This window comes from Intestinibacter sp. (assembly GCF_022780145.1).
Lineage (GTDB): Bacteria > Bacillota > Clostridia > Peptostreptococcales > Peptostreptococcaceae > Intestinibacter.
Window position 1 is genome coordinate 1 of record NZ_JALEXO010000131.1, and the last position, 24324, is coordinate 24324.

Annotated in this window: 24 protein-coding genes; all 24 read left to right on the top strand. The window is 27.9% G+C overall.

Translation table 11 applies throughout. From position 1 onward, the window contains the following. Positions 1–761, top strand: a 761-nt coding sequence (locus MR593_RS04915; RefSeq protein WP_290690352.1) for a Kae1-like domain-containing protein, incomplete at its 5' end; no start/stop codon positions are given. Continuing rightward, positions 758–1963, top strand: a complete 1206-nt coding sequence (xseA, locus tag MR593_RS04920; protein WP_290690355.1) for an exodeoxyribonuclease VII large subunit — start codon at positions 758–760, stop codon at positions 1961–1963. The genes MR593_RS04915 and xseA, both read left to right, overlap by 4 nt. A 2-nt stretch (positions 1964–1965) precedes the next feature. Next, a complete protein-coding gene (xseB, locus tag MR593_RS04925) occupies positions 1966–2181 on the top strand; it encodes an exodeoxyribonuclease VII small subunit (RefSeq protein WP_290690357.1) in 216 nt (71 codons plus the stop codon). A gap of 2 nt (positions 2182–2183) precedes the next feature. Further along, complete coding sequence (locus MR593_RS04930; protein ID WP_290690360.1) at positions 2184–3071, top strand: polyprenyl synthetase family protein; 888 nt, start codon at positions 2184–2186, stop codon at positions 3069–3071. A gap of 24 nt (positions 3072–3095) precedes the next feature. Continuing rightward, positions 3096–3530: a divergent PAP2 family protein gene (locus MR593_RS04935; protein WP_290690406.1), complete on the top strand. Its 435-nt coding sequence runs from the start codon at positions 3096–3098 to the stop codon at positions 3528–3530. Between the two features lie 173 nt (positions 3531–3703). Beyond that, the gene (locus tag MR593_RS04940) at positions 3704–4516 is read left to right on the top strand and encodes a TlyA family RNA methyltransferase (protein WP_290690363.1); all 813 of its coding nucleotides are present in this window, start codon (positions 3704–3706) and stop codon (positions 4514–4516) included. A 37-nt stretch (positions 4517–4553) separates the two neighbouring features. Beyond that, positions 4554–6230 carry a DNA repair protein RecN gene (recN, locus tag MR593_RS04945; protein WP_290690365.1) on the top strand — a complete coding sequence of 559 codons (1677 nt, stop codon included), beginning with the start codon at positions 4554–4556 and terminating at the stop codon, positions 6228–6230. 110 nt (positions 6231–6340) lie between these two features. Continuing rightward, a complete protein-coding gene (locus tag MR593_RS04950; protein WP_290690368.1) occupies positions 6341–7348 on the top strand; it encodes a SpoIVB peptidase S55 domain-containing protein in 1008 nt (335 codons plus the stop codon). 261 nt (positions 7349–7609) lie between these two features. Beyond that, positions 7610–8428 (top strand): sporulation transcription factor Spo0A, encoded by an 819-nt coding sequence (gene spo0A / locus MR593_RS04955; RefSeq protein WP_290690369.1) that lies wholly within the window; start codon positions 7610–7612, stop codon positions 8426–8428. Between the two features lie 233 nt (positions 8429–8661). Next, a complete protein-coding gene (gene steA, locus MR593_RS04960; protein WP_290690370.1) occupies positions 8662–9783 on the top strand; it encodes a putative cytokinetic ring protein SteA in 1122 nt (373 codons plus the stop codon). A 17-nt stretch (positions 9784–9800) separates the two neighbouring features. Then, entirely contained in the window at positions 9801–10676 is an 876-nt protein-coding gene (locus MR593_RS04965; RefSeq protein ID WP_290690371.1) for a copper transporter, read from the top strand. A gap of 37 nt (positions 10677–10713) precedes the next feature. Further along, positions 10714–11403 carry a glycosyltransferase family 2 protein gene (locus tag MR593_RS04970; RefSeq protein WP_290690373.1) on the top strand — a complete coding sequence of 230 codons (690 nt, stop codon included), beginning with the start codon at positions 10714–10716 and terminating at the stop codon, positions 11401–11403. A gap of 4 nt (positions 11404–11407) precedes the next feature. Then, complete coding sequence (locus tag MR593_RS04975; RefSeq protein ID WP_290690376.1) at positions 11408–12250, top strand: glycosyl transferase; 843 nt, start codon at positions 11408–11410, stop codon at positions 12248–12250. Between the two features lie 4 nt (positions 12251–12254). Beyond that, on the top strand, positions 12255–13331 hold the full coding sequence (locus MR593_RS04980; protein WP_290690379.1) for a DUF3866 family protein: 1077 nt from the start codon (positions 12255–12257) through the stop codon (positions 13329–13331). Then, positions 13324–13854: an NUDIX hydrolase gene (locus MR593_RS04985; protein ID WP_290690382.1), complete on the top strand. Its 531-nt coding sequence runs from the start codon at positions 13324–13326 to the stop codon at positions 13852–13854. Before MR593_RS04980 ends, MR593_RS04985 begins: the two co-directional genes overlap by 8 nt. Positions 13855–13923: 69 nt before the next feature. Next, complete coding sequence (locus MR593_RS04990) at positions 13924–14508, top strand: hypothetical protein (protein WP_290690385.1); 585 nt, start codon at positions 13924–13926, stop codon at positions 14506–14508. Positions 14509–14519: 11 nt separating this feature from the next. Then, entirely contained in the window at positions 14520–15407 is an 888-nt protein-coding gene (locus MR593_RS04995) for a tyrosine-type recombinase/integrase (protein ID WP_290690388.1), read from the top strand. Positions 15408–15587: 180 nt separating this feature from the next. Beyond that, positions 15588–16664: an endolytic transglycosylase MltG gene (gene mltG / locus MR593_RS05000; protein ID WP_290690390.1), complete on the top strand. Its 1077-nt coding sequence runs from the start codon at positions 15588–15590 to the stop codon at positions 16662–16664. Between the two features lie 87 nt (positions 16665–16751). After that, positions 16752–17423: an O-methyltransferase gene (locus tag MR593_RS05005; protein ID WP_290690392.1), complete on the top strand. Its 672-nt coding sequence runs from the start codon at positions 16752–16754 to the stop codon at positions 17421–17423. Continuing rightward, complete coding sequence (locus MR593_RS05010; protein ID WP_290690395.1) at positions 17404–18342, top strand: peptidase U32 family protein; 939 nt, start codon at positions 17404–17406, stop codon at positions 18340–18342. The genes MR593_RS05005 and MR593_RS05010 overlap by 20 nt, the downstream gene beginning before the upstream one ends. A 56-nt stretch (positions 18343–18398) precedes the next feature. Further along, positions 18399–20045 carry a peptidoglycan D,D-transpeptidase FtsI family protein gene (locus MR593_RS05015; RefSeq protein WP_290690398.1) on the top strand — a complete coding sequence of 549 codons (1647 nt, stop codon included), beginning with the start codon at positions 18399–18401 and terminating at the stop codon, positions 20043–20045. A 138-nt stretch (positions 20046–20183) separates the two neighbouring features. Beyond that, positions 20184–20834: an RNA polymerase sporulation sigma factor SigK gene (gene sigK / locus MR593_RS05020; protein ID WP_290690399.1), complete on the top strand. Its 651-nt coding sequence runs from the start codon at positions 20184–20186 to the stop codon at positions 20832–20834. A 134-nt stretch (positions 20835–20968) separates the two neighbouring features. Then, complete coding sequence (locus MR593_RS05025; RefSeq protein WP_290690402.1) at positions 20969–23314, top strand: PAS domain-containing sensor histidine kinase; 2346 nt, start codon at positions 20969–20971, stop codon at positions 23312–23314. Positions 23315–23345: 31 nt separating this feature from the next. Further along, the coding region (locus MR593_RS05030; protein ID WP_290690403.1) for a hypothetical protein at positions 23346–24324 on the top strand (979 nt) is incomplete at its 3' end.

Genomic DNA, 24324 nt, shown 5'->3' on the forward strand with positions numbered 1-24324 from the left:
ATATAGTAGGTATATGCGCATCTAAAACACCAAGACCTGTAAAAGAATCTTATATGCCCGTTTTTACTGTAGGCTTAAATACAGCTAAATTATTGAGTGCTACACATAATTGTCCTATTTTTGAGACTACTCATCAAGAAAACCATATTGAGGCGAGCTTATTAGGCACAAATTTATCAAATGAAGATAAGTTTATAGCAGTTCATATGTCGGGAGGGACACTTGAAATAGTATTATCAAATAAAAATCATACTGGATACGATTTAGAAATTATAGGTGGTACAAAGGATGTAAGCTTTGGACAACTCATAGATAGATTAGGTGTGAGATTGTCGTATGATTTTCCTTGTGGCAAATACATAGACAAAAACGCACTTGAGTTTGAAGGTGTGATAGAAAAAGGGCTAAAAACAAGTGTAAAAGAAGGATATATGAATTTATCTGGAATAGAAAATCAATTAAACAAAATAATAGATAGTGAAGAATCTGTGGATAAAAATTATATATCAAAATTGCTTATGGATACTATTGTAAGATGCATGCTTAAAGCACTTACTTATTTATGTGAAAAATACGATACTCATGAGGTTGTGTTTGCAGGTGGAGTATCAGCAAGTAAATATATTTCTAAAAGCTTAACTCAAAAATTGAGAAAATACAAAATAAAAGCTTACTTTACAGAAGGGGATTTAGCTACAGATAATGCTGTAGGTTGTGCTTTAATAGGAGTTAAAAATCTAAACTTAGGAGAACAGATATGAAAATAAGAGCTTTAGATGTAAGTGAAGCAAATTCATATATAAAGAGGATTTTAATAAATGATCCAATACTATATAATTTGAGGATTAAGGGAGAAGTTTCGAATTTAAAATTGCACAGCAGTGGTAATGTTTATTTGTCATTAAAAGATCAAAATTCAAAAATAAATTGTGTCGTATTTAAAAGTGATTACGACAGAAGCTTAAATTTAGAAAATGGAACTAAAATAATAGCGAGTGGATATATTTCTGTTTATGAAAGAGATGGATCGTATCAGCTTTATATTAAAAATATAGAAGTATCGGGAATTGGAAACTTATACATTGAATTTAATAAGTTAAAGGAAAAGTTGCAAAAAGAAGGTCTATTCGATTATAAATATAAAAAGCCGATACCTAAGATTCCTACATCGATTGGAGTAGTGACATCACCAACTGGTGCTGTCATCAGAGATATCATAAATGTGACTACGAGAAGATATCCAAAGGTGCATATAAAATTATATCCTGTTAAAGTGCAGGGACAAGGTTCTAAGGAGCAAATATGCGAGGGAATAAATTTTTTTAATAAAAAACATCCAGTTGATACTATAATTGTAGGACGAGGTGGTGGATCTATAGAAGATTTATGGTCGTTTAATGAAGAGGAAGTAGCTAGATGTATTTTTGAATCTAAAATACCTATTATATCTGCTGTAGGTCATGAGACCGATTTTACAATATGTGATTTTGTGGCAGATATGAGGGCACCTACGCCATCTGCTGCAGCTGAAATCGCTACACCAGATATTCGTGATTTGTATTTTAAGCTCGACAATATAAGAGATAGGATGAATAAATCTCTAAACAATGCAGTTGAATACGACGAGCAAAAATTAAAATATACGTTTACGAGAATGAATACTATATTAAATGACTATATTATTAATAATAAAATATACGAGATGGATAAAATAATTGAAAAAATTAATTTAAGTATGGAAAATAAAATAAATAAAGAGGATATGAATTTAAAAAATTTAGGTTCATTACTCCATAATTTAAGTCCGCTTAAAACATTAGATAGAGGATATAGTATAATTAATAAAGAGAATGTAGTTGTAAATAGCATTTCAAATGTATCAGAAAAAGATAAAATAGAAGTTATTTTATCAGATGGAAGCCTAGATTGTACTGTCGATAAAATAAATAAAAAAGAGGTGTAAAAATGGAACTTACATACGAGCAAGCTTACTCAAAATTAGAAGAAATTTTAAATAAACTTGAAACAAATACGACATCGTTAGATGAGTCATTAAAGCTTTATGAAGAAGGAATAAAATTATACGCTAGATGCAATAAACTGCTTGAAGGAGCAAAGCTTAAAATAAGCAAATTTAACGAAGCTCAAGAACTAGAAGATTTCGACTTAAAGGAGGAATAACTATGGCATTTAAAGAAGAATTAAAAACAAAATCAGCATATGTTGAAGAATTATTAAATAAATATATGCCAAAAGAAGAAGGCTATCAAGAAACTATTTTTAAAGCTATGAATTATAGCTTAAGTGCCGGTGGAAAGAGACTTAGACCTATACTTACATTAGAAGCTACTAAGATTGTAGGAGGCGATGAAAAGCAGGCAATACCGTTTTCTATAGCTATAGAAATGATACATACGTATTCTTTGATACACGACGATTTACCTGCATTAGATAACGATGACTTGAGAAGAGGAAAGCCCACTAATCACAAGGTATTTGGAGATGCTATGGCTACTTTAGCAGGAGATGCACTTTTAAATTACGCATTTGAAATAATGCTAAAGGAATCTATAGATACTCAAAATCCAAACTTAAAGCTAAAAGCGATTTACGAGATTGCAAGAGGTGCTGGAATTTACGGGATGATAGGCGGTCAAGTTGTAGATGTAGAGAGCGAAAATAAATCTATCGAAAAGGAAAAACTAGATTTTATACATAGAAATAAAACTGCAGCTATGATTGTAGGATGTATGAGAGCAGGTGCTACTGTAGGTGAGGCGACAGAAGAGGATTTAGAAAATATAACTAAATACGCCCAAAATATAGGATTGGCTTTTCAAATAGTAGATGATATTTTAGATATAGTTGGAGATGAAAAGGTATTGGGTAAACATGTAGGCAGCGATATAGAAAATCATAAATCCACATATCCAGCTTTAATAGGCCTTGATGAATCTAGAAAAGTAGCCAAAAATTTAATAGAAGAGGCTAAAGATAGTATATCAAAAGTATCAGGAGATTCTTCATTTTTAAAGGATTTAGCTGATTATATAATTTCTAGAGATCATTAATTTAGAGGATATTTAGGAGGAACGATAGTGGAGATTTTTCAAAATAAAATTTTACTTATTAGTATATTCTCTTGTTTTTTAGCACAGTTTATAAAAATATTTACAGGTAAAGAAAGTAAAATAGATTTTAGAAGGATTTCAATTTCAGGTGGAATGCCTAGCTCTCACAGCTCATTTGTCACAGCGCTCGCTGTTCTTGTCGGATTTGATAAAGGGTTTGCGTCTACAGAATTTGCAATGACAGCCGTCTTTGCCGTAATTGTAATGTACGATGCGTCTGGAGTTAGAAGGGCTGTAGGTAAACAGGCTGAAATTTTAAATCAAATAGTAGATGATTTTTTCCATGGAAAGTTTGATCAACATGAGAGATTAAAGGAATTAGTCGGACATACTCCAAAGGAGGTATTAGCTGGAGCATTGTTGGGAATATTAGTTGGAATAATTGGTTCTAATATATAAAATTTGCATAATTTCTTAAATTGAAAAAGTTTCGAGAATATGATATAATTCAAGTGTTTAAAATAGAGATAGAAAGAATATACTTTATTTAAAAGAGTATATTCTTTTTTTAGTGATAAATGTATTAAAATGTTAAAAAAATGAAAAAATATAAATAATTGAAAGGTAGTTTTATGAAAAAAAGAATAGATGTTTTATTAGTAGAACAAGGATTTTTTGAAAGTAGAGAAAAGGCAAAGAGATCTATAATGGCAGGTCTTGTATTTGTAAACAACCAAAAATGTGATAAAGCTGGTACAGAAGTAAAAATAGATGCTAAAATAGAAGTAAAGGGTAATCCTATACCTTATGTAAGTAGAGGTGGATTAAAGCTAGAAAAAGCTATGAAAAACTTCGATTTAAGCTTAAAAGATAAGGTATGTATGGACATAGGTGCATCTACAGGAGGATTTACTGACTGTATGCTACAAAATGGAGCAAAAAAGGTATTTTCAATAGATGTTGGTTATGGACAATTAGCTTGGAAATTGAGACAAGATGAGAGAGTTGTCTGCATGGAGAGAACTAACATAAGATACGTGACAATAGAAGATATTAAAGAATTTGCCGATTTTGCATCTATAGATGTATCATTTATATCTCTGAGATTAGTTTTACCAGTTGCCCATAATCTAATTATACCTGATGGAGAGATTGTAGCTCTTATAAAGCCACAATTTGAAGCAGGTAAAGATAAGGTAGGCAAAAAAGGAGTAGTTAGAGAAAAATCAACTCATATTGAAGTAATAGAAATGATTTCAAAATTTGCTGTAGAAAATGGATTTTCAATTTTAAATTTAGATTATTCACCTATTAAGGGACCAGAAGGAAATATAGAATATCTTATTCACTTAAAAAATAGCAATGAGGGTTATACATTTAATGAAGAAGACTATAAAAAACAAATAATTAAGGTTGTGGAGGATTCACATAAGCTGAATCATTAATCAAAAATAAATTTAGTCGAGAAAGAGGGGGTTTAATATGATCCTTGAAATGTATATGAAAAATTGCGCTTTGATTGAAGAATGTAGGCTTAATATAAACAACGGTTTAAATATATTAACAGGGGAAACTGGAGCAGGTAAGTCTATAATAATTGAAGCATTAGGTTTATGTTTAGGAGAAAAATACGATAGATCTTTTTTAAGAAAGGGGACAAATAAGGGAGTAGCAGAAATATTAGTTTCATCAAAAAGCTCAAACCTTAGAGAAGTTTTAGACAAATACGGCATCGATTACGAAGATGACCAAGTTATAATAACAAGAGTTATTTACTCAGACGGTAAAAGCGTGGCTAGAATAAACGGCAGAACTGTAAAAGTTTCAGTGCTTAAGGAAATTGCATGTACAATAGTCGATTTACATAGTCAACATCAAAATCAGCTTTTACTTAATAAAGATACACATATTAGATTTTTAGATTTATTTGGAGAAAAAGATATACAAAAATTAAAAATTAGTTATAAAGAGTTATATAATCAATTTAATAAAGTAAAAAAAGAATTAAATGATTTAAATGAAAATAAAGACGATATGGAAATTCAAAGGGAAATTGATTTAATCAAATTCCAAATCGATGAAATAGATTCAGCAAATTTAAATGAAGAAGAATACGAGGATTTAAAGACCCAAAGAGAGCTATGTAGAAATAGTGAAAAAATTTACAACAATTTAAGTCTATCATATGAGAGATTATATGAAGGCGAAGTAAATGCAGTCGATTTAATTGGAATTGCCTCTAAAGAGTTATCTGATATTGCTTCTTTTGACAAAACTATCGGTGAATACAGTGAAAATATAGAAAGAATCATGTACGAGCTTCAGGATATATCTAGAGATATCAGAGATTACAAAGAAAACATAAGTTTTAATCCTTATGAAATGGAAGAAATAGAGCAGAGAATAGATCAAATAAACAATCTAAGAAGAAAATATGGAAACTCTATAAGTGAGATATTTGAATACAGAGAAAAAATACAAAATAGACTAGATGAGATTTTAAATAGGGATGAAAAGGTAGCTGCTTTAAAAGAAGAGCTTGAAAAACTAGAAACTGTGCTTTACGATAAGGCGAGAGAAATGAGTAATGTCAGAAAAAAAGTAGCTATAGACCTACAAGACATATTATTGAAAGAGCTTCGCAGTTTAAATATGAAAAATGTAGTATTTAAAGTTAATTTTAGAGAAATTCCATTCAACCAAAATGGATGTGACGATGTAGAGTTTATGGCATCATTCAACTTAGGAGAGGATATAAAGCCTATTTACAAGGTTGCATCAGGTGGAGAGATGTCTAGGTTTATGCTTGCCTTCAAGACTATCTTAGCGGATATAGATGAGATAGATACATTAGTATTTGATGAGATAGACACGGGAATAAGTGGTATAGCTGCACAAATTGTAGGCGAAAAATTGTCTAACATAGGTAAAAAGAAACAAGTTATATGCATAACACATCTACCACAAATTGCAGCTAATGGAGATACTCATTATCGCATAGAAAAAAATACATCTAATAACAGAACTTACACTCATATAAAAGAATTGACAATAGATGAGAGAATAGACGAAATTGCTAGATTGATAGCTGGAAACAATATAACTGAGAAAACTATTGAGCACGCACACGAAATAATTCAGATGGCTCAATGTAATTAAAAATAGAAAAGCTTGCAGAATAACAAACTAAAAGTTATTTTGCAGGCTTTTTTTGTGCAAAAATATGAATAAATATAGAAAAAATACAAAGGATAAAGAATGATGTAAATATGTTAGGAGTGATTTTTATAAGAAAAGTATATGTAATTATATTTGCTTTTGTATTTGGAATTATATTATTTAATTTAGATAAGCTCGAGGCTTTAGATACTTTTTCCAATAATGATAAGTATGTATATGCACTTGGAAATATCGTAGGAATAAAAGCAAATACAGATGGAGTTTTAGTTTTGGGTGGAGAAAATCAAGTAGAATATCTAGATAAATTAAAAGAAGGCGACAATATACTATATATAAACGACGAAAAAATTTGTAACAGTCAAGATGTATACGATATTTTAAATAGACTAAAGTCAGAAATCGTAAATATAACATTTGAAAGAGATGGTAAGCTTATCACAAAATCTATAAAAACTAAAACAGAAAATGGCATTTATAAATTGGGATTTTGGGTAAGAGATAAAATCTCAGGTGTTGGTACAATGACCTGTTACGATCCAAAAGAAAATGTATTTTACGCTATAGGACATCCAATTTGTGATTTAGATACTAAGAAAATATTAAAAATAAATCGAGGTGATATTTACAGCTTATCTGATTTAAAAATATATAAGGGAAAAGAGAATATTGTAGGTCAAATTAAAGCTGATTTTAATTTAAAAAATAAGATAGGAAGCTTTTATAAAAATTCAAATTATGGAATACAAGGAGTTTTATCGAAAAATTTATCTAATATAGACAGTGATAAAATGTTTCAAATTGCAGATTTTAGCGATGTAAAATTGGGAAGAGCAAAAATACTATTTCAATCAAAAAATAACGATGTAAAATACTACGATATTTTAATAAAAAATATCGATACAAAAAGTAAAATTTTGGAAATAGAGATAGTAGATAAGGACTTGATAAATTATACAGGTGGGATAATTCAAGGGATGAGTGGAACACCTATAATCCAAAATAACAAATTAATTGGTAGTATTACGTATGTTTTGAAGGATAATCCAAAAAAAGGATTTGGTATTTTTATAACAGAAATGGTAAAATGGGGAAAATAAAATAAATTTAATTTTTAATGAAGGAAAATAATTTTATAATGTCGAATATGCTTAATATCAGAGATAACAGTAACAGTTAAAATTTTCTATGGCGTAGAGGAAGTTATAATTGTGGATATGTATAATTTCCGTCATACGTTTTAAAAGCAAAATAATTTTATGATATATTTGCTTCTAAAAATTCTAAAAAGTTTAGATCGAATTAAGAGTATTTAAATGAAGACTTTTATAAAAAATACTATATTGATGGGGGGAATTATAATGAAAGATAAAATAAAAATAGTTTTAGCTGATGATAATAAAGATTTTTGCCAAGTACTAAAGGAATACTTATCTAATGAAGAGGATATAGAAATACTAGGTATTGCTAAAGATGGAGTCGAAGCATTACAGCTAGTACAAGAAAAACAACCAGATTTATTAGTTCTAGATGTAATAATGCCACATCTAGATGGTTTAGGAGTTATAGAAAAATTAAATGCTATGAATTTAGAGAAGATGCCAAAGATAATAGTGTTATCAGCTGTTGGACAAGATAAAATAACACAAACAGCTATAAATTTAGGAGCAGACTATTATATTGTAAAACCTTTTGATTTTGTGATATTTATAAATAGAATCAGAGAGTTAGTTTTAAACAAACCTGTATCTCCTCAAGTAAAAACAAAACCAGTTGCTGAATTGCAAATGATGAGAACAAATGAAGCTCCAAAAGCAGCTACTGGCAACATAGAAACAGAAATAACTAATATTATACATGAGATAGGAGTTCCAGCTCATATAAAAGGATATTTATATTTAAGAGAAGCAATAAAAATGGTAATAGATAACGTAGAATTATTAGGAGCTGTTACGAAGGAATTATATCCAAGTATAGCTAAGAAATTCAATACTACTCCAAGTAGAGTAGAGAGAGCTATAAGACATGCCATAGAAGTAGCATGGAGCAGAGGTAAAGTCGATACTATAAATAAATTATTTGGATATACAGTACATACTACTAAAGGAAAACCTACAAATTCAGAATTTATAGCTATGATAGCTGATAAATTAAGATTAGAACACAGCATAGTTAAGTAATTACTAAAAAGCCTTCTAGATAATAGGAGGCTTTTTTTTATTTACATAAAAAACTTAAATATTCTTAAAATAATATATAAAAATATTTTAAAGTCTATTTATATGTTAAAATCTATATTAGAATAGAAGAATTGGTAAAATAGTGCAAAATAGCTATTTTGCCAAAATATTTATTTTATTTGAAAATAGTGTTATAATGTTTTAAGATTTAAAAAATTACGGAGGTCAATAAAATGAGAGTCGAAGCCCCAATTAAGGTAGACAGAAAAACAAAAAAGCTTGCTAAAAGACTTTCTGCTGGAGATATAGCTGTTATAAACCATACTGATATAGATGAAGTAGCGGCCAACTCTTTAGTTGAATGTAAAATAAAACTTGTTATAAATGCAGCTCCTTCAATAAGTGGTAGATACCCTAACAAGGGACCAAAAATACTTACAGAAAATAATATTCTAATTATAGATAATGTAGGAGAAGATGTATTTGAAGAATTAAAGGAAGGACAAGTTATTGAAGTAAACAATGGACAAATCTATAGAGATGGAAAATTAATAGGAGAAGGCGAAGTTATGGATGGGTCTATTGTCAAAGCAAAAACTAAGCTTGCATATGAAAATATGTCTGTAGAGTTAGATAGATTTATAGATAATACTATCGAATACGCTAAAAGAGAAAAGGGATTTATACTAGGTGAGACAGAAATCCCTAAAATGGCTACAGATTACAAAAATAGACATGTACTAGTTGTAGTAAGAGGACAAGATTATAAAGAGGATTTGGCTACAATCACATCTTATATAGAAGAAATGAAACCTATACTTGTAGGTGTAGACGGTGGAGCAGATGCACTTATAGAATGTGGATATACTCCAGATGTAATAGTCGGAGATATGGATAGTGTTACAGACGATGCACTTAAAAAAGCTAAAGAAATAGTTGTACATGCGTATGTAGATGGTAGAGCTCCAGGACTAAAAAGAGTACAGGATTTAGGATTAGATGCAGTAGTATTTCCTGCTCCTGGTACTAGTGAGGATATAGCGATGCTTACTGCATATGAATATGGTGCAGAGCTAATAGTAGCTCTAGGATCACATTCTAATATGATAGATTTCTTAGAAAAAGGAAGAAAAGGAATGGCTTCTACATTCTTAGTTAGACTAAAAATAGGAGCTAAGCTTATAGATGCAAAAGGAGTAAACTTACTTTATAAAAGTAAGCTAAAAATGAAGTATATATGGGCGTTAATAGTTACAGCGTTATTCCCTGTTTTAATAATTGCTTATTTATCTCCAACAGTACAACAGCTTATAAAAATACTACAAATAAAAATGAAATTTTTATTAAACATGTAAATTAGGAGGCAAAAGTTATGAATATAAATATGAAGTATTATATTGTTACTATAGGTGCTATATTTTTAGCTTTAGGTATAGGTATTATAGTAGGATTTAATTTAAACAACGATCAAGAGTTGACTAAGCAACAAAGTGAGGTTTTAGGAGAATTTGAAACTAGATTTGATTCTTTAAATAAAGAAAAAGAAGAATTGCAAAATCAAATAGATTCATTGAATGAAGATTATAATGAATTAAAGTCTTATGTATCAAAAAATTATAGTATTTTGGTAAGTGATGAATTAAGCGATAAAAATACTGGAATAATACTTACTAATGAAAAAAATGATTATAGTGAAGATTTAGAACAAATAATAAAGGATGCAGATGGAGAATTAGCTTTTAATATAGTTGTAAATGATGCTATTGACGATGAAAACAAATTAAAAGAGTTATCAGATAAACTAGATACAGAAATAAAAACATCTCAAGATTGTATAAATTATATAGTAGATGCTTTAAATGGCGATTCTACTAAAGAAGACTTACAAAAATTACAAGATTTAGGACTTATAAAAATAAAATCTTTAAGCGATGATTACGCTTCATATGACTCTGTAGTTTTAGTAGGAGAAAATGAAGACGAAAATATAAAATCATCATTTGAAGTAAAAGACAAAAACATTATATCTAAATTAAAATCAGAAAAGAAATATTTAGTAGCAGTACAAAGAGAAGATAGCAAGTCAGAATTTATAAAATTATGTTCAGATTCAAAAATATCAACAATCAACAATATAGATGAAGCAGTAGGAAAAATATCTTTAACTATGCTTATAAAAGATGAAAGTAAAGTAGGCAATTTTGGAATAGGTGAAGATACTCAAGATTTAATGCCATTTTCAAAATAAGATAAATTAACAATAATTTTGATTAAGGAGATGTAAGATGAGTTATATAAGTATAATAATACCAGCGTATAACGAAGAATTAAAAATAAAAGATACTTTAGAGAGCATTAAAAATATAAAAGAAATAGATGAAATTATAGTAGTAGATGATGGTTCTAGTGATAAGACATCAGAAGTTGCTAAAAGTGTACAAAGCGATAAAATAAACGTAATAACACAAAGTCAAAATAGAGGTAAGGGATACGCTTTAAATAACGGTTTAAAGGAAGCTATGAAAAAAGCTGATATAATAGGTTTTTTAGATGGAGACCTTGGAAGCTCAGCAGGTGAAGTAGAAAAATTAATAATACCTATATTAAATGATGAGTGTGATGTTACAATTGCAAAATTCCCTCCAGCTAAGAAAAAGGGAGGACTTGGATTTGTAAAAAATCTAGCTAAAAATTCTGTATACGAAATGACAGGAGTAGAGCTTACTTCAACTCTATCAGGTCAAAGAATTTTCAAAAAGGAAGTTCTTGAGATATTCGATGAAATACCATTTGGATACGGTGTAGAGGTTGGAATGACTATAGATATATTAAAAAACAATTTCAGAATAAAAGAAGTTTTAGTAAATATGACTCATTCAGAAACAGGAAGAGATCTAAAAGGATTTATTCATAGAGGTAAACAATTCTATCACATCAAAAAAGTAGTAAGACAAAAGAAAAAAGAATGGAGGTAGTTTTATGACACATTATATTTTCGAAGGGATAATATTTGTGTTGGGATTTTTGGGGACATATTTCATGATACCTTTATTCAAAAACATGCTAATAAATGGAAATATTATCAGACCTAACTACAAAAAAGAAATGATACCAGTAGGAATGGGAATAGTATTTTTACCGATGTTAATAATCAACAGTATAATAGTAATATACTTTCTTTGGGGTATTATGGGAGCTATAGATACTGTAGGACTTATATGTCTTTTATTATTTGTATTTTCTATAATGTGTATGTTTTTTGCAGGTGCACTTGATGACTTAATAGGAAATAGAGATGTAAGTGGACTTAAGGGTCACTTCAAGAGTTTATTTAAAGGAGAGCTTACGACAGGAGGCTTTAAGGCTTTATTTGGAGGCTTTGTAGGGTTAGTTGTATCAGTATGTCTTTCAAGTAGCATAGTTGAGATAATAGTAAATACACTTGTTATAGCGCTTTCTACAAACTTAATGAATTTATTTGATTTAAGACCGGGAAGAGCTATTAAGGCGTATTTAGTTATAATAATACCAATATTTTTTACTTTGACAGGTTATATACAAATTTTACCTTTACTTATACTTCCTAACGTGTTAGCTTACTTTAATACAGATTTAAAGGCTAGAGCGATGATGGGAGATACAGGTTCAAATGTCTTGGGTATATCAATAGGTGTACTTATGGCGCTTGGTTACGATATAAAGGTCAGAGTTTGTTGGTTAGTATTTTTAGTATTGATGCATTTAATTACTGAAAAATTTTCACTTACAAAAATTATAGAAAAAAACAGAGTATTAAAATTTATAGATAATTTGGGAAGGTAGCAATATGATTAGTAAAAAGGTAGGTATAGTCGAATCTATAAAAAGTACAGATGATAATTTAGAGGATATAAGAGTAAATGTAAATGGACAAATTCAAAGAGCGTACAATTATCCTAAGATGACTGGTAAGGTAAATGTAGGAGATGAAGTTGTATTAAATACTACTGCTGTTGAACTGAGTTTAGGAACAGGTGGATATCATTTTGTCATAAGTAATTTAAATAATAAAGAGTCAGACTTAGATGCTGATGGTCATATTATGAAGCTTAGATATACACCATATCAATTAGTTGTGGATAGCGTAGAGGATCATGAGAGTAAGTACCACGATGTAATAAACTCGTTTGAAAGCTTAGAAGGACTACCTGTAGTAGTAGGAACTCTACATAGTATGTTGACACCTTTTGTAGCATCTTATAAAAGAAATAATCCCGACAAAAAAATAGCTTATATAATGACTGATGGAGCAGCGCTTCCACTTTACTTTAGCTTAAATGTCAAAAATTTAAAATCAAAGGGATTAATCGACTCTACTATTACAATCGGAAATGCATTTGGCGGAGATTACGAATGTATAAATATATATACAGGGCTTATAACTGCAAAAGAAATAGCAAAGGCAGATGTCGTATTTGTGAGTATGGGACCTGGAATTGCAGGTACAGGTACTAAATACGGATTTACAGGTATAGAACAAGGTCCTATATTAGATGCTGTTAAAAAACTAGGTGGTATGCCTATAGCTATTCCTAGAATCAGCTTTGCAGATAAAAGAGAGAGACACCAAGGTATTTCTCATCACAGCATAACCATACTAGATAAAATAGTAAATGTAGGTGTAAATGTACCGATAACAATTTATGAAGAAGAAAAGTTAAATAAAATAAAAGCACAAATAAAAGAAAATAAATTAGACGAAAAACACAATATAGTTTTTGTTAAAAATAATAAATGCAAAGAGGATATAGAGTATTTTGGTCTAAAAGTTAAAAGTATGGGAAGAAATTACGATGAAGATAGTGAGTTCTTTGACTCTGCAAGTAGTGCTGCATATTATTTAATGGAGGTTTGCCATGATTGATAAGGAAAATACTGTAAGTAGCGATTTGATATATACAGGTAAAACTGTCAGCCTGAGAGTTGATACTGTAGAAGTTCCAAATAAAGGATATCAAAAGAGAGAAATAGTTGAACACAATGGTGTTGTGGCTATAATAGCTATAACAGAAGATAATAAAATTATTTTAGTCAGACAGTATAGAAAATCAATTGAAGATGTAGTTTTGGAAATTCCAGCAGGAAAATTAGAATTAAATGAAAATCCAAGAGAATGTGCTATGAGAGAATTTAGACAAAAAACTGGATATAGTGCAGAAAACTTCAAATTAATACATAAATTTTATCCTTCAGTAGGATTTTCGAATCAAATGATGTTTATATATCTTGCGAGTAAGATTCAAAAATGCGAGGATAAAAGCGAAGATCAACAGCTAGCAGTAGAAGAGCTAGATTTTGATGAAGTATATAAAATGGTTTTAAACAATGAAATATTAGATGGTAAGACATCTATCGGTGTATTGCTTTCAAAAGATATGCTAAATTAAATATAAAAATGCATAACCTCCTCTGGGTTAACATAATAATTATATGTAAAGATAGAGGAGGTTTTTAAATTGCGAAAAAAAGATATGAATACAAGTTTAATAATTGTCAGTTTAATTTTTATGTTGTTTGTCATAGTAGGAGCATGTCTAAATAAATTTGAAGGATTTAATATTGAAAATGTATCTATTCAAATTGACGAGCTTAGAAATTATTATAGAAGTGATATAGATATAAAAAGTTTTGCTTTTATGAATATAAAGGAGTACATAAGGTATTTAGGGTCTATAGGAATTTTAAGCTTACTTTTTTTTACATTTCCATTGGCAGCTGTCGTCTTTGTATTAAAGGCTATATCTATAGGATATACTGTAAATACATGCATTTTAAGGCTGGGATTTAACAGCATTAAAATGTGTACGATAATTTTTTTGAAAAATATTATTATTATTCCTATATCAATAATTTTAGTAATATTATCAATAGAATATGTAAAAAATATTTTTAAACAGTTGAAAAAGAAAAGACAAGATAGTATATTATCTTTAGGAAAGACGTTTTTGTTTAATTTAATAATTATTATGTTTATTTCTATTATATTGCAATCATTATTAAATATAATAGGTATCGGTATAATACAATTCCTAGCAAGATAAAGGAGTTAAAAATGAAGGTTTTAAGAGAGTATTTAGATTATATAGAAAAAAGTAAAAAACTATCAAAAAATACAGTGGCATCTTATAATAGAGATCTAAAAAAATACTTAGATTATTTAAATTCTAATAATATAGATATTTCAGATGTTGTTGAAAATGATATTATAAGTTATTTGATTGAGCTTGAAAAAGACGAGGTTTCAGTATCATCGATTTCGAGAATGATATCTTCTATTAAATCTTACCATGATTATTTGTTTTTCAATAAGCTTACTGATACAGATCCATCAAAAAATATAAAAAAGCCCAAGGTAAAAAGAGACCAAGTTGAAATTTTAACTGAAGAAGAGGTAGACAAACTATTGAAGTTTGAAGATTTATCTACTCCTAAAAAAATAAGAGATAAGGCGATATTCGAGGTTTTGTATGGTACAGGTATTAAGGTTTCGGAACTTATACAGATGAATTTAGAAGATGTGGATTTAGATATTGATTACATATACTGTGGTAGTGGCAAAAATCAAAGAGTTATACCTCTTTGTGAAACTACAAAGTTATATCTATCAAAATATATAAGTGATTCTAGAGAGTCATTTGCATCTGAAGATGAAAAAGCTTTATTTGTAAACACGCAAGGTCAAAGATTTACGAGACAGGGTCTTTGGAAGGTAATAAAAAAATACGCCCAAAAGGCAGATATAAGAAAAAATATAAATCCCACAACACTTAGACATTCATTTGCGATACACCTTTTAAATGGAGGTGCAAATGTAGCTGTTGTCAGTAAAATTTTGGGAAATTCTAATTTGTCTAGCTTGCAATTATATTTAAAATATATAGACAAAAATTTAAGAAAAGAAATAAAGGAAAAACATCCTAGAAGGGATGAGATAAAATAAGAAGTCTTCATAAAAAATGAAGGCTTTTTTTGAGTTTATATATGTTTATAATTATTTTATTTGGAGATAATATAGAAAATATTTATCTGAGTGTTTTTGGGGGAGAGATTTTTTTGTTGAAATATTTTTAGCTAAGTTTTATAATAAAGAGGATACAAATACAGCGAGGAGCAATAAAATATGGAATCTAATAAGAAGAAAGTTATCGTATTAATATCGGCAATTATTTTGTTAATATTTACATCATTTATATTTGTAGTATATCAGGGTGGACCTTGTGACAAAAATAATAGCAAAGATTTAGTAGTTGATATACCTATGGGATCTACTGTCGACGATGTGGCTCATATTCTTAAGGAAAATAATTTAATAAAAGATGAATTTGTTTTTAAGATAAATTTTAAGATAAAAAATAATTACTCACATATGAAATCTGGTAGCTATTTATTAAACCAAACTCTTTCAAACAAAGATATAATCGACAAATTAGTTTCAGGCGAGATATACCAAGATGGAGTTAAAATAACTATACCAGAGGGTTCTACATCAAATGAAATTATAGCTTTACTAGTAAAAAATGAATTGGGTAAAAAGAGTGATTTCGAAGAATTAATAAAAAATCCAAGTGCTTTTTACGATGAATTTGATTTTTTAAACGAAAAAGATATAAAGACTTTAGAGGGATTTTTATATCCAAGTACTTATTATTTTGATGAAGATTCAAATCCTAAAGATATAATAAAAGAAATGGTAAAACTATTTGATAAAAATTATACAGAAGAATTACAAAACAAGCAAAAAGAAAGAAAATTAACTCTTCAGGAGGTCGTTAATTTGGCTTCTATAGTGGAAAAAGAAGCCGTGCTAGATGAAGATAGACCTATTATAGCGAGTGTATTTTACAATAGATTAGAAAAAGATATGCCTCTTCAATCAGATGCTACTCTTCAGTATATTTTTGATACTAGAAAAAAGAGAATGACATATAACGATTTAAAAATAGATTCTCCATATAATACCTACATTGAAAAGGGATTGCCACCGACTCCTATTGCAAATCCAGGTATAAAATCTATAGAGGCAGTTTTATATCCAGAGGAGACAGATTATCTGTACTTTGTCGCCGATATAGATGGAGGAAATGTATACAGCAAGACGTATGAAGAGCATCAAAAAAACGTGGCAAAATATAGAAAGGATAGAGATCAAAGAAATAAAGAACTGGAGGAAGCTTCAGAAAAATCCAATCAGAAATAGAGTTTAATATGGATTATATCTTAATGGGGTATAATCCATATTGTTATGGTAACATTTAATTATAATAGAAATTAAGGAGTGAAAAATTTGAGTAATATAGTTAATGATGTTGTTGAAGATTATATAAGACATACATTAAAGGACGCAGAAGGTCTTTTAAAGGAACTAGAAATATATGCAGAGGAAAATAGTGTACCTATAGTTCATAAGGAGGTATCTGATTTACTAAAGGTACTTTTAAAAATTCAAAAGCCTAAGAGAATTTTAGAGGTAGGATGTGCTATAGGATATTCTTCTATATTGTTTGCTACAATATGTGGTGAAGATTCTGATATCATTACTTGTGAGAGAAATCCAGTTATGATTGAAAAAGCAAAGGAAAATATAAAAAGAGCTGGATTTGAGAAAAATATAAAAATCCTTGAAGGAGATGCTGTTGAAAGCTTAAACAGTGTAGAAGGCGAATTTGATATGATTTTCTTAGATGCAGCTAAAGGTCAATACAAGTTATTTTACGATTTAGTTATAGATAAATTAAAAGTAGGTGGAGTATTGATATCAGACAATATTTTATATAAAGGTATGATAGCTGATAATAATCTAGTAGTCAGAAGAAAGAAAACTATAGTCAAGAGAATGAGAAATTATTTAGATTATATTTGTAGCTGTGACTACTTGACAACTTCACTTTTACCAATGGGAGACGGAGTTGCTATAAGCTATAAAGAAGGCGAAAGAGGTGAAGCTGAAGATGCATAAGGTCGAGCTTACATGTTATGCGGGTAATTTAAAATGCTTAAAGGAAGCTATAGCTAGTGGTGCTGATAGTGTGTACGTAGGTGGTGAATCATTTGGTAGAGATACTTTATCAGATGATTTTTCGAGAGAAGATCTTATAGAAGGAATTAAATTTACCCATGATAACAATAAAAAAATATATTTAACTATTAATTTACTTCCTCACAATAAAGATTTTGATGGATTTAAAGAATTTTTGATGGAACTAGATAGATTGAAGGTTGATGCACTAATAGTTTCAGAGCCTGGAACTTTAGTTATGGTTAAGCAAATTTTACCAAATATAAAAGTACATCTAGGAAATGTATCTAATGTCTACAACTATGAAACCGCTAATTTTTGGTATAACCAAGGTGTGAATAGAGTAGTAATATCTAGAGAATTATCTATAAAAGAGATGGAAACTATGAGACTTAAAACACCTGATACTTTAGAACTAGAAGCTTTTGTACATGGACCTATTATAATGTCTTATTCAGGAAGAAAGCTTATTACTAGCTATCTAGAAAGCAAAGGTAAGGATGATTATTCTCCTAAAAAAAGATATAATTTAACTGAAGAAAAGAGAAAAGGTCAGTATTGTCCTGTTTACGAAGATGATGGAGGAACAATATTCTTTGCAAGTAGAGATTTATGTACAATAGAGTACTTAGATAGAATAATAAAATCTGGAGTTAACACTTTAACTATAGAAGCAAGAATGGAAGATGAAAATTACGTGAGAGAAGTAGTTTCAGTCTACAGAGAGGCTATAGATGATTTTTATCAAAATAACTTTGAATATAAATGTAGCGAAGATATGTTGGAAAGATTGAAAAAAGCTACTCATAGAAAGCATACAACAGGATTTTATTTAGAAGAAATTGTAAATTACGATTAACAAGTATACGCCCCTTAATTATTGTCAAAAATGACTATTAGTTAAGGGGTGATTTTATGTTTTTTAAAGGTGAAAGCTTATTTAGTAGAACGAAAACGAGTTTTTTAGTTTTTATAGTGATGGTGTTTGGATTGATATGTAGATTAACTTATTTAAGTATTTACAAATACGAACAATATACAAGTAGAGTTGAAAATCAAAGCACTTATAAAGTAAATTTAAATTCGGGAAGGGGTATTATATACGATAGGAATAATATACCTTTGACCGATACAGAAAAGAAACAAATTATTATAATTCCAAAATCCATAATAAGTGGAGACTATAAAAATATAAACACGATAAAAAAGGCAACAAATTTAAGTGAAAATGATATATTTAAAGCAGTTCAAGAACAATTAAATTCAGAATTGATAGAAATAGAAGTGCCAAATTTAAGCGAAGATAGTATACGACAATTAAAAAAAATAAACGTTATAGTTGAAAGTAAGGTAAACAGATACAAAAAAGGTAATTTATTGAGCCATACAATAGGTTATATAAATCAAACTGAAAATAGAGGTGTAAGTGGAATTGAAAAAAGTATGGACTTAGAATTAAAAAATTCTAATCAGAAATATATATCAGTTTTCAAGGCAGGTACCTTAGGAGCACAAAATGGACTCAATTTAGTTGAAGGAAGCTTTTCAAAAGTATCAAATAACGACAAAAATTTAAAGCTGACTATCGATTCAGATATCCAAGAGAAAGTAGAAAAGATAGTTGATAAAGAGGAAAATCCTACAGCAGTAATTATATCGGATATTAAAACAGGACAAATACTTGCTATGTCATCAAGACCTAACTTCAATCAAAATAAAATTGAAGATTCTCTAGATAAAAAAGACGGACAACTACAAAATAGAGTGATTTCTGCTACTTATCCAGCAGGATCTGTATTTAAAATAGTAGTATTATTTGCAGCTTTAGAGAATAAAGTAGTGACAAATAGCACCTATTATTATAATTGTACAGGAAGCGAGCAAGTAGGAAATAATGAAAAATTAAACTGCAATAATTTATCAGGTCATGGTATTGAAACTTTAGGAGAATGCTTTGCAAATTCTTGCAATACTGCATTTTACGATATAGCTAAAAAAGTAGGAAAGGATGAGATATACAAAGCTATAAAAACGCTTCATCTAGATGAAAAAGTAGATATAGGCTTAGATGAAGAAGTAAATTCAAATATACCAGATGAAATATCTTTGAGTAATTTATCGATAGGACAGGAATCTTTAGAATTTACTCCTATACAAATAAATCAGATGACACAGATTATCGCAAATAACGGACTTTATAAACACCTATATATATACGATAGAATAGTAGATAATTCGATGAAAAAAATAAAAAAATTTTCCTCATCAAAGGAAGACGAGCTTATATCTCCATATACTTTAACTCAAATAAAACAATTTATGGTAGGAGTATCACAAACAGGCACGGCAAAAGACTTAAAGGATTTAGAAGGAGGCTGTGGTGTAAAAACAGGAACAGCTCAAAGTAGCATAAACAACACAAAAATATCTCATGGATGGATAACTGGATTTTATCCTCTTGAAGAACCTAAATACGCGATAACTATTTTAGTAGAGGGTACAGAAAAAAGCAGTAAATCAGCAATACCAATTTTCAAGGATATATGTAATAGTATAAAGTAATCTCGAAAAACAAATGATTTAACAATATATGCCATATTAATTTTCCCGTGCATTATAAAAATTTTACATTATAAGGGAAACTTATCGAGTTGAAATTCATATAATTTAGAGTGACGGATGTATTAAGGGGGTGGCATATTGACTCTTATTAAATCATTTGAAAAACCATTAACCCCTAAAGAAGAGATGTACTATTTAACTTTATTAAAAAATGAGAATAGTAAGGAAGCAAAGGAAATTTTAGTTGAGAGAAATATGAGGCTAGTAGCCCATATTTCCAAAAAATACAATAATTCTGGAGAGGATTTAGATGACTTGATTTCCATAGGAACTATAGGTCTTATTAAAGCTATAGATACATTTAATGTAAATAAAGGAATAAGACTTGCTACCTATGCTTCAAAATGTATAGAAAATGAAATTTTAATGAATATAAGAAGTAATAAAAAAAATAAAACGCAGATATCCCTACAAGATCCCATAGGAGTAGATAAAGAAGGAAATGCGATTAGTTTAATAGATATATTGGGAACAGATGTGGATTATATTATAGATAAAGTTGAATTAAAGATAAAGATAAGTAAGCTTTATGAAAAAATAGATCAAACTTTAACAGAACGAGAAAATGAAATAATTAAATTGAGATATGGTCTTACACCTCATGGCTATAAAACCCAGAGAGAAATAGCTCAAAAGCTAAATATATCTAGATCTTATGTGTCTAGAATTGAGAAAAAAGCTCTAAAAAAATTGAAAAAAGAATTAAAACTAGAAAAAAGCCTTATTTAAGGCTTTTTTGTCGTTTATTATTTGTATTATGGATTCATAAAGTGACAAATTATTCAAAATCAATATGATAATATTACATATATAAATAAAAATTTTATATTTTAATGTATTAAATAATAAGCGGGTGGTGTATTATGTATGGATTAAATAAAATTATTTTATTAAATGACATTAATATTATAGTTGCAATTATTATAGTTGTTATGTCTATTTTTATTTATAGCTTAACAAAATATCCGATTTACATATCTTTTGTAATAGTATATTCTTTAGAATTTATGATATTTTTGAAGCTCAAAAATACAGATTTAAGGAATTATTTTTACATGAGTTTATCTATTGTCTTTGTAGTAAAAATGCTATGTATAATAGTAAATAGAAATAATCTAAAATTAAAGCCTTTAGATAAATTGTTGTTGATGAGTGTGTATTTTATTGGATTATTATTAATAGAGGATCATATTATAAGTGCAGTGATGATAAATTTATTTGGAAATACTATTATATTTTATAAATTTATATATAGACATTTATATAACGTGATAAAAAAATTATCTTATATCGAGACAAAAATTATAAATAATGAAAAATATATAGAAAATATAAATAAAGAAATATCAATAGAAAATAATAAAGAGATAGATTTAATTAAAAAAGATAGACAGATATGTGATTTATATGATGTAATAATTTCTAAAATAAATTCTCCAATGATTATCTTAAAAGAATGCAGTTTAGTATATAAAAACGATAATTTTAATGATGTTTTTAGTAAAAAAAATATACAGGAATTTGATTTAGATAGATTTTTTAAGAATAACTTTTTTTATAGTAAAAAGATTATAGATTTTGCAAATATAGATAAAAGCTTTGCAAAAATAATTGTAAATTCATTTAAAAATCAAACCTATGAATTATCTATGGCAAGGGTTGATAGAAATAATCAAAAATTAAAAATATTTGTTTTTCGAGATATTACTGATATGTACAGCATGGAAAAACAAATAAAATTCAATGAAAAAACTTATAAAAAATTAATAGAAGTTATGGAAGACGGAGTAGTAATTACAGAAAAAAACCATATTAGCTATATGAATAAAAAGGTATACGATATATTTGATATAAATCAGCAAAAATGTAAAGTTTCTTCAATAGAGGATTTATCGAATTATATAGTAAATGAGGATAAAGAAGAATTTATAAAAAATATTATTACAGATAATTTTTTTAATGAGACAAAAATATGGATGATAAAAACCTCTAGTCGTAAAACATTAAAAGTAATCGAAAATTTTTTAGACTATGAAAATAAAAATTTTAAATTGATAATATTTTCAGATGTTACAAAAGATCAAAATCTGATTGAAGACATAGAAGAAAGAGAAAAAATATATAGAGTATTACTTGAAACCCTACCAGATGGAATTGTTATTATAGATAAAAATATAAAAAAACATGTTTATAGAAATAAATATATGATAAATACTTTTAAAAAAATAGGTATAGAAAAATTCAATGATATTGTAAACAATTATATAAGACAAAATGAATTTGATGTGGTAAAAATTATAAATTTAAATAATAAAGAAAATGTATCTATTGCTATAACTGATATCGAAGATCAGGATATTTACATCGTAATTTTTAAAATTATAGATAAAGAGCAAAAAATAGATGATATAAAACATAAAATGCAAAAAATAAAAAAAGCAGAAGAATTTAAAGCACAATTTTGCATGGAGGTTGTAAATAAAATAGAAAAACCAGTAAATGATATGTTGTACGACAATAAGCAGATGCAAAAAAATATTGAAACACCTGTAATGGAAAATCACATAAGCTTAGTTAGACAAAATTTATATAGATTAAAGAAGGTATTAGAAAATATACATGATATTATGAGCATAGAAAATTATACATACGATTTAAATTATACTGTTTTTGATATAGTTGAATTGATGAAAAATATAATTGAGTTGTCAAAGGATTATATTGATAAAAAGGATTTAAATATAGAATCCGAATTCAGTCAAGATGAAATTTTAGTTTATTTAGATAGTATCAAAATACAAAAAGTATTATTAAATATTTTATCGAATGCTATAAAGTTTACGGATAAGGGTGGAAATATAAAAATATCAATAGATAAAAAAATGGATTTTATAGTAATAAGTATAAAAGATAGTGGAATAGGAATTCCAAAGGAAAAAATAGACTTTGTATTTGAAAATTTCGAACAGGTAGATAAAAGCTTGTCTAGATTAGCAGAAGGTATGGGTATGGGACTTTATTTAGCTAAAAAATTATCTGATATACAGGGTATTTATTTAAATGTAGATAGCCAGATAAATAAAGGCAGTGAATTTAAAGTTTTAATAAGAAATACAGAAAACCAATTTTTAAAAAATAAATATAAAGACAATATAGTTGTTCAACAAGAGTTTGTAGATATACAATTTTCCGATATATATCCGGCTTAAATTTATTGTAGGAATTGTTAGGAGGATAAATATGTTTAGGTTATTTACTATAGCTATATGTATATGTTGTTTATTTTTGGTTCAGTTTATTCTTGGTAAAAATATAAAACAGCTTATTAAATTTATATTATTAGCAGTGTTTTTTATAATATTACAGATAACGAGTATATTTTTAAAACATTCAAGCTTTAATTATTATATTTTAGTCGATGTCTTGAGTGCAGTATCGATGTTTTTTATCGTGTTAGATTTATTGAATAAAAAATATTTAACAAAAGAAGCAGTATTTTTTTATACAAGCTTTACAGTATTAAATTTAATTTTGAATAGAATAAATTTATATATTTATTTAGATTGTATAATTAATTTACTTGTTTGGTGTTTTATTTTGAAGAAAACTATGGAAGTTTATACGATAAAAAAATATAAAACATATAAAAGTGAAAATAGCAGATTAAATAGATTAAAAATAATTATCAAAGCGTATAATGATAAATTAAGTATTTTGAAAGAGAAAAATATAAAACAAGAAGAATTATTAGATCAAAATATATACGCTCTCGGACAAATATTATTAAATCTAAAAAGTAAAGTATATTTTATCGATCAAACGCTAAATTATGTGTATACATATAATTTTGAAATTCAGAATATGCATGAGGTAGAAGATTTTAAAAGTTTTTTTAACAAAGAAAGTCCAACAGATTTAATTATACTAGAAAAGCTCTATAATGCATTGTACGACTGTGAAAATCATTTTTTTGAAATTAAGGATAAGAAAAATAAATATTGCCAGTATAGGCTTTACCCAAATACCTTGCTAGAAGGAACTTTAGGAGTTTTATTTGTCAAGACTGATATTAATCACGAGGAAAATTTAAAAAACGAGTATATGGAAAATAACAGTTATTTTAAAAATATAGTAGATAAGATGCCATACGATGTGATTTTGGAAAGAAATAATCAAATAGTATATCAAAATAGAAAATCAAAATATGAAAAAAATATTA